Source organism: Pseudomonas sp. PAGU 2196 (assembly GCF_022179005.1).
Classification (GTDB): domain Bacteria; phylum Pseudomonadota; class Gammaproteobacteria; order Pseudomonadales; family Pseudomonadaceae; genus Aquipseudomonas; species Aquipseudomonas kermanshahensis.
Genome location: NZ_BNTL01000020.1, coordinates 247517 through 260624, shown reverse-complemented (window position 1 = coordinate 260624; position 13108 = coordinate 247517). Strand labels below are relative to the sequence as shown.

11 protein-coding genes are annotated in these 13108 nt (G+C 64.1%); 3 read left to right on the top strand and 8 right to left on the bottom strand.

Translation table 11 applies throughout. The features are described from left to right. Nucleotides 1-6 precede the first annotated feature (6 nt). Nucleotides 7-816, top strand: a complete 810-nt coding sequence (locus tag MFF34_RS18650) for a rhodanese-like domain-containing protein (protein ID WP_238215745.1) — start codon at nt 7-9, stop codon at nt 814-816. Between the two features lie 9 nt (nt 817-825). Continuing rightward, the gene (gene asd, locus MFF34_RS18645; RefSeq protein ID WP_099430587.1) at nt 826-1689 is read left to right on the top strand and encodes an archaetidylserine decarboxylase; all 864 of its coding nucleotides are present in this window, start codon (nt 826-828) and stop codon (nt 1687-1689) included. 152 nt (nt 1690-1841) lie between these two features. Here the strand turns inward: asd and serB are convergent, their stop codons facing one another. Further along, nucleotides 1842-3056: a phosphoserine phosphatase SerB gene (gene serB / locus MFF34_RS18640; RefSeq protein WP_027592515.1), complete on the bottom strand. Its 1215-nt coding sequence runs from the start codon at nt 3054-3056 to the stop codon at nt 1842-1844. A 135-nt stretch (nt 3057-3191) separates the two neighbouring features. Between serB and MFF34_RS18635 the strand changes: the two genes are divergently transcribed. Then, nucleotides 3192-4661 (top strand): AhpA/YtjB family protein, encoded by a 1470-nt coding sequence (locus tag MFF34_RS18635; protein WP_099430588.1) that lies wholly within the window; start codon nt 3192-3194, stop codon nt 4659-4661. Nucleotides 4662-4821: 160 nt separating this feature from the next. Here the strand turns inward: MFF34_RS18635 and MFF34_RS18630 are convergent, their stop codons facing one another. The 7 genes from MFF34_RS18630 to cpdA all read right to left on the bottom strand — a co-directional run bounded on the left by MFF34_RS18630 (nt 4822) and on the right by cpdA (nt 13094). Beyond that, complete coding sequence (locus tag MFF34_RS18630; RefSeq protein WP_099430589.1) at nt 4822-5532, bottom strand: membrane integrity-associated transporter subunit PqiC; 711 nt, start codon at nt 5530-5532, stop codon at nt 4822-4824. 173 nt (nt 5533-5705) lie between these two features. After that, complete coding sequence (parC, locus tag MFF34_RS18625; RefSeq protein ID WP_238215743.1) at nt 5706-7964, bottom strand: DNA topoisomerase IV subunit A; 2259 nt, start codon at nt 7962-7964, stop codon at nt 5706-5708. A 10-nt stretch (nt 7965-7974) separates the two neighbouring features. Next, a complete protein-coding gene (locus MFF34_RS18620; protein WP_027592511.1) occupies nt 7975-8493 on the bottom strand; it encodes a TIGR02281 family clan AA aspartic protease in 519 nt (172 codons plus the stop codon). Then, on the bottom strand, nt 8490-9476 hold the full coding sequence (locus tag MFF34_RS18615) for an esterase-like activity of phytase family protein (protein WP_238215741.1): 987 nt from the start codon (nt 9474-9476) through the stop codon (nt 8490-8492). Before MFF34_RS18615 ends, MFF34_RS18620 begins: the two co-directional genes overlap by 4 nt. Then, nucleotides 9473-11377: a DNA topoisomerase IV subunit B gene (parE, locus tag MFF34_RS18610; RefSeq protein WP_027592509.1), complete on the bottom strand. Its 1905-nt coding sequence runs from the start codon at nt 11375-11377 to the stop codon at nt 9473-9475. Before parE ends, MFF34_RS18615 begins: the two co-directional genes overlap by 4 nt. Before the next feature lie 48 nt (nt 11378-11425). Further along, nucleotides 11426-12034 (bottom strand): YqiA/YcfP family alpha/beta fold hydrolase, encoded by a 609-nt coding sequence (locus MFF34_RS18605; protein ID WP_238215739.1) that lies wholly within the window; start codon nt 12032-12034, stop codon nt 11426-11428. A 259-nt stretch (nt 12035-12293) separates the two neighbouring features. After that, nucleotides 12294-13094, bottom strand: coding sequence for a 3',5'-cyclic-AMP phosphodiesterase (cpdA, locus tag MFF34_RS18600; RefSeq protein ID WP_238215737.1), 801 nt, complete (start codon nt 13092-13094; stop codon nt 12294-12296). Nucleotides 13095-13108: the final 14 nt, after the last annotated feature.

Genomic DNA, 13108 nt, shown 5'->3' with positions numbered 1-13108 from the left:
CCGTGGATGACTGACTTTTCCGGCCTGCCCCTGGTGATCGAAGCCGCAGACCTGCTGCCGCGCCTGGATTCGCCACAGCTGATCCTGGTCGACCTGAGCAGCGCCAACCGCTATGTCAGCGGCCATATCCCCGGCGCACGCTTCGTCGAGGGCAAGCGCACCCAGCTGGGCCAGCCTCCTGCGCCCGGCCTGCTGCCGGCCTCGGGCGATCTGGAAAAACTGTTCAGCGAACTCGGCCACCGCGACGACGCCGTGTATGTGGTGTATGACGATGAAGGCGGCGGCTGGGCCGGGCGCTTCATCTGGTTGCTCGACGTGATCGGCCACAAGGCTTACCACTACCTCAATGGTGGTATCCAGGCCTGGCCGGCCGACACGCTGGTGACCGACGTACCGGCACCGGCCAACACGCCCGTACGCTTGCACGTGCATGGCGAGCCAACCGCCACCCGCGAATACCTGCAAAGCCGCCTGGGCGCCGATGACCTGGTCATCTGGGACGCCCGCGGCCCGCAGGAATACAGCGGCGAGAAGGTGCTGGCGGCTAAAGGCGGTCATATTCCCGGCGCGATCAACTTCGAGTGGACCGCCGGCATGGACCTCAATGACCACCTGCGCATCCGCCAGGACATCGCTGACGTCCTCGAAAAGCTGGGCATCACCCCCGACAAGGAAGTGATCACCCACTGCCAGACCCACCGCCGCTCCGGTTTCACCTACCTGGTGGCCAAATCCCTCGGCTACCCACGCGTCAAGGCCTACGCCGGCTCGTGGAGCGAATGGGGCAACCACCCGGACACGCCTGTAGAAGTCTAAGGAACCTGCATGAAATCCCGTTTGTTCATCATCAGCCAGTACCTGCTGCCGCACCACCTGCTGTCGCGGCTGGCCGGCTGCATTGCCGAGTGCCGTGCACGCTGGTTCAAAAACGCCTTCACCGCCTGGTTTGCCAAGCGCTACCAGGTGAACATGTCCGAGGCCCTGGTCGAAGACCTGAGCGCTTACGAACACTTCAACGCCTTCTTCACCCGTGCCCTGAAGCCCGGCGCCCGTCCGCTGGACGAAACGCCCGGTGCCATCCTGTGCCCGGCCGACGGCGCGGTCAGCCAGCTTGGCCCGATCGAACACGGCCGTATCTTCCAGGCCAAGGGCCACGGCTTCAGCGCGCAAGAGCTGCTGGGCGGCGATCCAGCCATGGCTGCGCCGTTCATGGGCGGTGAGTTTGCCACCATCTACCTGTCGCCGAAGGACTACCACCGCGTGCACATGCCGCTGGCCGGCACCCTGCGCGAGATGGTGTATGTGCCGGGCCGCCTGTTCTCGGTGAACCAGACCACTGCAGAAAACGTCCCCGAGCTGTTTGCCCGTAACGAGCGTGTGGTGTGCCTGTTCGACACCGAGCGTGGGCCGATGGCCGTGGTGCTGGTGGGTGCGATGATCGTCGCCTCGATCGAGACGGTCTGGGCCGGCTTGGTAACCCCACCCAAGCGTGAGCTGAAGACCTTCCGTTACGACGAAGGCAGCCGCGCGCCGATCCACTTGGAAAAAGGCGCCGAACTGGGCCGCTTCAAACTGGGTTCGACCGCCATCGTGCTGTTCGGGCCAGAGCAGGTGAAGTGGGCAGAAAGCCTGGGTGCCGGTTCGGCGGTGCGCATGGGGCAGTTACTGGCAGCGCCTGCCGAAGCCTGAGGCCAGCAAGTACACATGCCCCTGTAGGCGCAGCCTTGTGCTGCGAAGAGGCCAGCGAAGACTGCTAAATCTTCGCCGCTTCACCGGCCTCTTCGCAGCGCAAGGCTGCTTCTACAGAGATCAGGACTGCAAAGCAGCCCCAAAATCTCGAATCAGCCGCGCGCGTCGCGGTCTCGCAGCCCCAGCAGGTACAGCACACCGTCCAGCCCCAGGGTCGAAATCGCCTGCTTGGCCGATTGACGTACCAGCGGCTTGGCACGGAACGCCACGCCCAGGCCCGCCAGCGACAGCATCGGCAGGTCATTGGCACCATCACCCACGGCGATGGTCTGGTCCAGTTGCAAGCCCTCTTCGCGGGCCAACTGCTGCAGCAGCTCAGCCTTGCGCTGCGCATCGACGATAGGCTCAACAGCCACGCCAGTCACCTTGCCGTCGACCACTTCCAGCTCGTTGGCGAACACGTAATCGATGCCCAGGCGCGCCTGCACCTGACGGGCGAAATACGTAAAGCCACCGGACAGGATCGCAGTCTTGTAGCCCAGGCGCTTGAGCTCGGCGAACAGGTTCTCGGCACCTTCGGTCAGGCGCAGCGAGGCACCGATCTCATCCAGCACGCCCACGTCCAGGCCCTTGAGCAACGCCATGCGCTCTTTGAAGCTGGCGCGGAAGTCCAGCTCGCCGCGCATGGCCCGCTCGGTGATTGCAGCCACTTGCTCGCCGACGCCGGCAGCCTTGGCCAGTTCGTCGATGACCTCGGCCTCGATCAGCGTCGAGTCCATGTCGAACACCGCCAGGCGGCGGTTGCGACGGAACAGGTCGTCCTTCTGGAAGGCGATGTCGATGCTCAGTGCTTCGGCCAGGGCGAAGAAGTCTGCACGCAAGGCCTGGGCATCGCTCGGCTCTCCGCGCACGGAAATCTCGACGGCCGCCTTGCCCTTCTCGGTGTCGGCATCCAGGCCCACACGGGCAGACAGGCGCTCGATGCGCTCGATGGTCAGGCCGTACTGGCTGATGACCGCGCTGACCCGTTGCAACTGCTCTGGGGTGATCTTGCGGCTGAGTAGGGTGACGATATGACGCGCCTCACCGTGGCCATCGGCCCAATGCTGGTAATCGGCCTCGGAAATCGGCGTGTAACGTGCCTGCAGATTCAGCTCATGGGCCTTGGCCTGCACGCTTTGCAGCAGGTTGGTGGCCACTTCGTTGTCCGGGATATCGACCAAAATGCCGAACGACAAGGTGCCGTGCATGACCGCCAGGCCGATGTCGAGGATGTTCACACCACCCTGCAGCAGGACGCCGGTGATGGCCGCGGTGAGACCGGGACGGTCTTCACCTGTGATGTTGATCAGGACGATTTCGCGCAAGACCGGACTCCGACTTCGATGAAAAATGCGCATTCTACCGATTTTCCGTGACCATCGGGCACGAACGATACTTTGCCGAAAAAACCGGGGTCGCTATACTGCCCCTCACTTTTATGCCATTAAGAGCCGAGCTCTGTGAACCGGCCCACCCCCGTCAAGCCAGACAACTTCTTCCTGATGATCTATCGTGCCCTGAGTCAACGTCGCGTCCCTCTGGCGCTGCGCATCGCCTTCACCAACATTTTCTTGGTGGCGCTGGCGCTGGTCATCTATGCCTGCGTGATGGGCCTGCAGTTCAAGCAGGCCATGCACGAGCAGGCGGATGCGCTCGGCCAGAGCCTGACCACGCAGACGGCCACGTCGGCCACGGAGCTGTTGGTGTCCAACGACATCCTCAGCCTCAACGTGCTGCTGGGTAACCTGGTGAAAAACCCATTGGTGGCCCATGCGGCGATCTACAGCGTGGACAACCGCATCCTCGCCGAAGCCGGCCAGCGCCCGCGCAACAGCCTGCTGGGCGAGGCCGAAGGCCTGTACCAAACCAAGATCACCTTCCAGGACGTCACCGCCGGGCAGCTGCGCATCAGCCTGGACATGGGCCAGTTCCAGCAGCCGATGCTGATCAGCCTGCAAAGCATGGGCATTCTCGCCGCCATCCTGCTGGCCCTGGCACTGAGCCTGAGCCTGCGCCAGGCCCGCCATATCACCCTGCCGCTGCTGCAGCTGCGAGTCTGGCTGCGCGACCCGCACCCCTACACCCCGGCCACCGACCGTCAGGACGAGATCGGTGACATCGCCCGCCAGTTGCACACTCGCCTGGCCCCGCCGCCACCGCCTGAACCCGAGCCAGAGCCGGAAGACGAGGACGACGAAGACACCTTCGAGCACCTGCACGAAGCCGCACCTGCACCCAAGGCTGCCCCGCGCGCCAAGGTTGTCGCACAGGCAGACGACGAGGACGATGAAGCCTTCGCCGGGTTGCTCGATAACGAGGACAGCGCGCCGAAGGCGGTGCCGTTCGAGTCTGACGAGCCGCAAAACAGTGCTGTGCTGGCCGTGCAGCTCGGCTCGCAAGAGCAACTGCGCCGCCTGCCGCGCACGCGCCTGACCGAGTTGCTGGAGCGCTACCGCGACTGCCTGGAGCATGCCGCCTCGCTGTATGAGGGCGAAACCCACACGCTCAACGACGGCAGTACTCTGGTGCTGTTCCACAGCCGCGACTGTGGCGAGGACTACCTGACCAATGCGATCTGCTGTGGCGAGCTGCTGCGCGCACTGGGCCATGCCTTGCAGATCGAAGTCGCGGACAGTGGCATTACCCTGCAACTGCAGCTGGGCCTGGCCCTGGGTAACGACCTGCATGGGCTGGAGCTGGTCGACCTGCTGATGGCTGAAAAAGCCCAGGATGCCCTGGCGCTGTCGCAGCACAGCCGCAACCTGTTGCTGGTGGAGCGTCAGATCAGCGACGACGCACTGATTCGTCAGCGCGCGCGGATCCGCCCGATTGCCAGCCCAGAAGGCGCGTGCTGCGTGGAGCGGCTGATGGAGCCTTACCCGTCGATGCTGGAACGGCAACTGGCGCGGATGCACGAGCGCCGAGCCTGATTGTACGACCAGCCTTGTGCTGCGAAGGGGCCGGGGCTGGCAATGCATCTCTGTTGCCAGGACTGGCCTCTTCGCAGCGCAAGGCTGCTCCTACAGCGATCACGTAGCAGATACGAAAAAGCCCGCACATGTGCGGGCTTTTTCGTATCTGGCGGAACCATCAGAACCGATAGACTTCCATATCGGTACGGATCGGCGAAGCCATCGGGATCTTGGATTTCTCCGGCGCCTTCTTCACCTGTACCGGTGCAGCTGGCTTTTTCGGCGTTTCTTCGGCAATGGCAGGCTGATTGGCCAACGGTTTGACCGCTGTGCTCAATTGTTCAGCCAGCTTTTGCAGCAATTGCCCTTGCGCCTGCACCTGCGACGCCTCGCTACCCTCGTGCTGCTGCTCGAGGTGAACGATGCGGTTGTCGCGCACATGGCCACGACGGTCGAGCAGACGCCATTGGGCATCGAGAATCGCCGGCTGGTCCTTGCCAGAATCCAGGCGGGTAATCGACAGCAAGACTTGCACGTCCGGGCTGAAGCCAGCGGTTGCCGGTGCCAGGACCACGCGCTGGCTGTCCAGGCGCCAGGCCAGCTGGCGAACCAGCAACTGGTCAATGTCCGACGAGAGGCTGCCCGCCCAACGACCGTCGGTCGCCGAACTCAGGCTGCCATCGGCCTGACGCTGCAGGAACGTCTCGCGTTGCAGGTAATCGGCAACCGACACCGGGCCGAGCACCACAGCCATGCCCGCGCTTTGCGACGGCTGGCCAGGATCACCGCTGTCGAGCTGGTACAAGGCAACCGGCTGATGCATGCTGCATCCGCCCAGCCCCAAAAGGCCCGTCATCAACAGCGCAAATGGAAGGCGCAGAAGTTTCATCATCCCATCCAGGCGGTCGCCACAGGCAGACCGCAGTGATACTCATGTAGATTCAATCGGGCACACGGCTACGCCGGCACCGCAGGGGCCATATCATCCGCGAAATAGCTGTCCGACTCCAGCATTTCTGCCTGGAACGGCGCTGAAATTGCCGTTCCAGACATTTCACCGGGTTACGCCGGACCTTCCACCTGCAACCCATCGACACGCTGGAAGCCGCGTGGCAGCTTGCTGCCGCGCCGGCCTCGTTCGCCCTTGTAGTGCTCCAGGTCGTCCGCTTTCAGAGATAGCGTACGCTTGCCGGCTTGCAATACAAGGGTCGCCCCTTCGGCCATCACCGCCAGGTCGGTGACAAATTCTTCACGGCTGGCCACCCGATCACCGGGCACGCCGATGATCTTGTTGCCCTTGCCTTTACCCAGTTGCGGCAAGTCGCTGACCTTGAACACCAGCAGCCGGCCCTCGGTGGTCACCGCCGCCAGCCAATCCTGCTCGCGGTTGGCGACCGGGCGTGGCGTCATCACTTTTGCCCCGTTGGGCAGGCTGAGCAGGCCCTTGCCGGCCTTGTTCTTGGCCTGCAGGTCTTCACCCTTGACCACGAACCCGTAGCCGGCGTCCGACGCCACCACATACAGGGCGTCATCGTCAGGCAACAGCACACACTCGAAGGTTGCCCCAGGTGGCGGTGTCAGGCGGCCGGTCAGCGGCTCGCCCTGCCCCCGCGCCGACGGCAGGGTATGCGCGGCCACCGAATAGCTGCGGCCCGTGGAGTCGATCAGCACGGCAAACTGGTTGGAGCGCCCGGCAGCGGCGGCCTTGAAGCCATCGCCCGCCTTGTACGAGAGGCCGGTGGCATCGATGTCGTGGCCCTTGGCGCAACGCACCCAGCCCTTTTCCGACAGTACGACGGTGACCGGTTCGGTCGGCATCAGCTCGTTTTCCGACAGCGCCTTGGCCTCGGCACGCTCGACGATTGGCGAACGACGGTCATCGCCATAGTTTTCGGCGTCCTTGATCAGCTCGGTGCGCACCAGCTTGCGCAGCTTGGCGTCGCTGCCGAGCAAGGCCAGCAGCTTGGCTTGCTCTTTGAGCAGTTCGTCCTGCTCGCCGCGAATCTTCATTTCTTCAAGGCGCGCCAGCTGCCGCAGGCGGGTTTCGAGGATGTAGTCGGCCTGGATTTCAGTCAGTTGGAAGCGGTCGATCAACGCCTGCTTGGGATGCTCCTCGGTGCGGATGATGTGAATCACTTCATCCAGGTTGAGGAAGGCCGTCAACAAGCCCTCAAGCAAGTGCAGGCGACGCTCAACCTTGTCCAGACGGTGTTGCAGCCGGCGACGGACGGTAGTGGTACGGAACTCCAGCCACTCCAGCAACAGGGCGCGCAGGTTCTTCAGCTGCGGCCGGCCGTCGAGGCCGATGATGTTGACGTTGACCCGGTAGCTGCTTTCCAGGTCGGTGGTGGCGAACAAATGCTGCATCAGTTCGTCGGCATCCACCCGGTTGGAGCGCGGGATGATGACGATGCGGCACGGGTTCTCGTGGTCTGACTCGTCACGCAGGTCGGCCACCATCGGCAGCTTCTTGGCCTGCATCTGGGCGGCGATCTGCTCCAGTACCTTGGCCCCGGAGACCTGGTGCGGCAGTGCGGTGACCACCACATCGCCATCTTCGACACGATAAACGGCGCGCATGCGGATCGAGCCGCGGCCGGTTTCGTAGATCTTCAGGATCTCGGCGCGCGGGGTGATGATCTCTGCTTCGGTCGGGTAGTCCGGGCCCTGAATGTGCTCGCACAGCTGCTCGATCGTGGCCTTGGGCTCGTCGAGCAAACGGACGCAGGCACTGGCCACTTCACGCAGGTTGTGCGGCGGCACGTCGGTGGCCATGCCCACGGCGATACCGGTGGTGCCGTTGAGCAGGATGTTGGGCAGGCGCGCTGGCAATACCGCTGGCTCCTGCAGGGTACCGTCGAAGTTCGGCACCCAGTCCACGGTGCCTTGGCCCACTTCGTTGAGCAGCACTTCGGCGTAGCGCGACAGCCTTGCTTCGGTGTAACGCATGGCGGCGAACGACTTCGGGTCGTCCGGCGCACCCCAGTTGCCCTGGCCATCGACCAGGGTGTAGCGGTAGCTGAACGGCTGCGCCATCAACACCATGGCTTCGTAGCAGGCCGAGTCGCCGTGAGGGTGGAACTTGCCGAGCACGTCGCCGACGGTACGCGCCGACTTCTTGTGCTTGGCATCGGCATCGAGCCCCAACTCGCTCATGGCGTAGACGATGCGTCGCTGCACCGGCTTCAGGCCGTCGCCGATGTGCGGCAGGGCCCGGTCCATGATCACGTACATGGAGTAGTTGAGGTAGGCCTGTTCGGTGAAGTCCGCCAGCGAGCGGCGTTCGACGCCGTCGAGGCTGAGTTCCAGTGAGTCGCTCATGCGGGCCTCGTCATTTCAGGTTCTGGCGCAGCAGCATGGTGCCGCCGCGCTGGGTAAATTCAAGTTGTTTCAGGGCGCTCATGCCGAGCAGCACGGTCTGCCCGTCCAGGCCGGGCACCACGGTGGCTCGCACGTCCTGCAGGCGGATATCACCCAGCTGCAGGGTATTCAGCCGCGTGCGGTAGCCTTCGGTGCGGCCGTTTGCGGTACTGAGCAGCACCGGGCTGCCGCGCGCAAGCGCCAGCGTGTGGGCCAAGGCCTCAGGTATCGCCACGTCGGTCGCCCCGGTGTCGAGCATGAAATGCACGGCCTGGCCATTGATCGCGCCATCCACCACGAAGTGCCCCTGGCCATTGCTCAGCAGGCGCACCTCGATAAAGCCTTCGCCACGTGAAGACTGCACCTGGGCATTAGGGTTGCGCTGGCTGTCTTCCCATTGGCCGAAGAAACGCGTGGCAAGGAACAACGCCGCCGCCCAGGCGACGATCATCAGTAGCTTGCCGGCACGCTTGCCCGGAGCCTGGCTCATGGCTTGGCGCTCCAGCCGCCGGCAGGTGCGTCAAAGCGCCAGACGATCGGGCGTGCCTCGCCATCGGCGCGCACGCCATTGTTGTTGTCCAGGCCAATCCAGGCGCCTTTGGCATCGATTACCAGGGCTTCTGCCAGGCCGTACGGCTGATCGTACCGGCGCGATTCCACCAACGCATCGGCGGCGAACGACCAGCAACGCTCGACCACGCCGCTGTCTGCGTCGCGGCGACAAATGCGGTAGGCGTTACGCTCAAGGGTGTACAGCTTGCCCTCGAACCAGGCCAGGTCGGCAAAATCACGCGACAGCGCCCGGGGGTTGGGCATCTGCGCCGGCTGCATCTCGACGCCAGCCTCGCTCAGCAGCACGCAACTGCGCCCGCAGGTCCACACCGACTGCTGACGCTCGATCGCCACCAAGCCCCGGCGCTCGCGCTCGGCGGCCAGCCAGATGCGGTCACCCGCCGGGTTGATCGCCAGGCCTTCGAACAAGGCATTGAAGTTAAGCAGCATGCCACTGGCCCGCGCCTGCCGAACCATGGCCGGGTCGATCTTCAGCCAGTCCGGCTCACCCTCGAGCGGGATGCGCAACACGCCGGCATGCGCCTCGCTGACCAGGTAGAGGCTACCGGCCTGGTCACAGGTGATGCCTTCGAAATCCAGCTCGCCACCGCGCACATAGGACGCCGCCCAGTTGCGCGACTTCAGCCCCCACGGCAAGCCGCTCTCGGGTACGGGCGGCGGGGTGAAGGTCAGCGGTTGTGCACGCCACACCGCGTTTTGCTGATCGAAGCGGTAGACCCGGTCATCGTCACGGTCGGATACACCCCACAACGCCCCCCGGCACTGCACCAACCCAGACAAGTTGCCGCCGCGCATACCCTCGACGGGGTATTCGGCAGTCATCTTCAACTGCGGCCAGTCGCCCGCCACACTCGGCAAGGTAACCAGGGCAAGGCAAGCGGCGAGAAACAGCCGAATCAAACCATGACCTCGGCAAGGTTACCTTTGGTTTCCAGCCAGCTCTTGCGGTCGCCAGCGCGCTTCTTGGCCAGCAGTTTGTCCATCAGCTCGCAGGTGGCCTGCACATCGTCCAGCGTCAGCTGCACCAGGCGCCGGGTGTTCGGGTCCATGGTGGTTTCGCGCAGCTGTGGCGGGTTCATTTCACCCAGCCCCTTGAATCGCGTGACTTGCGGCTTGCCGCGCTTCTTCTCGGCCACCAGGCGATCGAGGATGCCGTCGCGCTCGGCTTCGTCCAGGGCGTAGTAAATTTCCTTGCCGAGGTCGATGCGGTACAGCGGCGGCATGGCCACGTAGACATGGCCGGCCTCCACCAGTGGGCGGAAATGCTGCACGAACAGTGCGCACAGCAGCGTGGCAATGTGCAAGCCGTCAGAGTCGGCGTCGGCGAGAATGCAGATTTTGCCGTAGCGCAGCTGTGAGAGGTCGGCAGCCCCCGGGTCGACGCCGATGGCCACGGCAATGTTGTGCACTTCCTGGCTGGCCAGGACTTCGCCACCGTCCACTTCCCAGGTGTTGAGGATTTTCCCGCGTAGCGGCAGGATCGCCTGGAACTCTTTGTCCCGCGCCTGCTTGGCCGAACCACCGGCAGAGTCGCCCTCGACCAGGAACAGCTCGGCGCGCATTGGGTCCTGGCCTGCGCAATCCGCCAGCTTGCCCGGCAGCGCCGGGCCTTGGGTGATGCGCTTGCGTTCGACCTTCTTGCTGGCCTTGAGACGACGGCCGGCGTTGCTGATGGCCAGTTCAGCCAGTTGCATGCCCAGCTCGGGGTGGGCATTGAGCCACAGGCTGAATGCGTCCTTGACCACGCCGGAAACGAAGGCGGCCGCCTCACGGGACGACAGGCGCTCTTTGGTCTGCCCGGAGAACTGTGGCTCCTGCATCTTCATCGACAGCACGAAGGTGATGCGCTCCCAGACGTCTTCAGGCGCCAGCTTGACCCCGCGGGGCAGCAAATTGCGGAACTCGCAGAACTCGCGCATGGCATCCAGCAGGCCTTGGCGCAGGCCGTTGACATGGGTGCCGCCCTGGGCGGTGGGGATCAGGTTGACGTAGCTTTCCTGAACGCTGTCGCCGCCTTCAGGCAGCCACAGCAAGGCCCAGTCCACGGCCTCCTTGTTACCGGCCAGGCTGCCGCAGAACGGCTCGTCGGGCAGGCGCAGGTACTCGCTGACCGAGTCGACCAGGTAGGAACGCAGGCCATCCTCGTAGTGCCACTCGACCTTCTCGCCGCTGCCTTTGTCCTCGAAGCTGACCAGCAGGCCCGGGCACAGCACGGCCTTGGCCTTGAGCACGTGCTTGAGGCGGCTGATGGAGAATTTCGGCGAATCGAAGTACTTCGGGTCGGGGCTGAAGTACACGCTGGTGCCGGTGTTGCGCTTGCCGACCGAGCCCACCACTTCCAGTTCGCTGGCCTTGAAGCCATCGGCGAAGGTCATCTGGTATTCGTTGCCGTCACGCTTGACGCGCACGCGCACCTGGGTCGACAGGGCGTTGACCACCGAAATACCCACGCCGTGCAGGCCACCGGAGAACTGGTAGTTCTTGTTGGAGAACTTGCCGCCGGCATGCAGCTTGGTCAGGATCAGCTCGACCCCGGACACGCCTTCTTCGGGGTGGATGTCCACCGGCATGCCGCGGCCATCGTCGCTGACTTCCAGCGAGTGGTCGGCATGAAGGATGACCTGCACCGAACGGGCGTGACCGGCCAGGGCTTCGTCGACACTGTTGTCGATGACTTCCTGGGCCAAGTGGTTCGGTCGGCTGGTGTCGGTGTACATGCCCGGTCGCTTGCGGACCGGATCAAGGCCCGAGAGGACTTCGATGGCGTCTGCGTTATAGGCGCTAGCGCTGGGATTGGCCATGGGGTCTCGTCGTCAGTCAGGTGAATGCAAAAGTGCTGGGTACAAAGCTCAGAGCACGGAAAAGTCGAGCGCCGCATACGCGCCCGGGGCAATCCCGGCAAAGGCCAGCAGTGCCGGCAGGCGCTCGACAAAGCCCTGGAAGCTGTGGTCGCCACCGGCCTGGATGCGCAATGCACACGCTCGGTAATAGCGCTCGGCGTGGCGATAATCCAAGGTTTCGTCAGCGGTCTGCAACCACACTTGGTAGCGGTTGGCATCCTCGGGGGCTGGCACTTCCAGCTCGGCCAGGGCCTGCACGTGATCGTGGGTCAGCTCCCAGGCCTCATCGGTGTAGAGGTTGCGCTGGGTGCCCAGGTAGCCATCGAACAACCGGTGGGGTGCCACCGCTGGGTTGATCAGCAAGGCCTTGAGGCCGTGGCGCTCTGCCAGATAGGTGGCATAGTAGCCGCCGAGCGAACTGCCGACCAGCAAGGGCGCACCCAGTTCGGCGATGGCGCCCTGCAATTGGGCGATGGCCTGGCGTGGGTGATGGTGCAACGCCGGCACACGCAATTGGTCGGACAAGTCCAACTGCTGCATGACTGCCTCGAGCTGGCGCGCCTTCTTGGACAGCGGCGAGCTGTTGAAGCCATGGATATAGAGGATGGAACCCGACATGCTGCCCCCGGAATCTGCGGCTTCGCGCCCTTGTTGCGGGCGCAGGGACGCGCAGTGTAGCGCGTTCGCCGGGTTTTGACGCAGTGAGGGGGATTTCGCAACACTTTCTTCAGGCACTTCCGGGCATTCAAGGGGCGCTTTCCGTGTAGGAGCAGCCTTGTGCTGCGAAGAGGCCGGTGGCAAGACCCAAGATCGGCGTTTTTGCAGCTGGCCTCTTCGCAGCACAAGGCTGCTCCAAGGAAGATGTATTGCCTGAACCTCAATACCCCGGGCTGTCGAAGTCCAGTTTCACCTCGAAATCCCGTGCCCGCTCCACGCCGCTCTCCAGCTGCCCGTCGGCATGCAAGCGCAACCAGCGATAGCCAGGCTGCTCTTCGCTCACCTTGAAGTCCTCGCTTTGCGCCGCGAACTGAATGCAGGTCGACGGCGTGGCCATCAAGCGCAACCCCTCGCGCAGTTCATCCCACGTCTGGTGGATATGCCCCCAGAGCAACGCCCGCACCTGTGGATAACGTTCAACGATGGCGAACAATGCCTGGGCATTGCGCAGCCCGATGGGCGCGATCCAGGCGCAGCCGATGTCCACCGGCTGATGGTGGAAGCACACCAGGCAATGGCGCTCACCGGCCTGTTTCAAGGCAGATTCCAGCGCGGCCAGTTGGTCGTCTTCCAGAAAACCGTGGGTAGCACCGTGCACGGCCGTGTTGAGCATGACGACGCGCCATGCGCCAATGTCGGTTACCGCCTGCACCAGCTCCGGCGCCACCTGCGCCATTACCTGCGCCTCGTCATGGTTACCTGGCAACCAGCGGGTGGGCACGGCAAACGGTGCGGTCAGCTCACGGAACGCCTCATAGGAGGCCACGCTGGCATCCTGGGACAGATCGCCGGTGCACAGCAGCAAATCGATGGGCGGCTGCTCGCGGCGCACTTGGGCGACCACATGGCGCAGGCTGTCACGGGTGTTCAGGCCAAGCAGGGTACCGGCCGGGTCGGCGAACAAGTGGGCATCGGTGAGTTGCACCACATGCACGGGGCGGGTTGGGTCTAGGTGCGGCAACGGCCGTCTCCTCG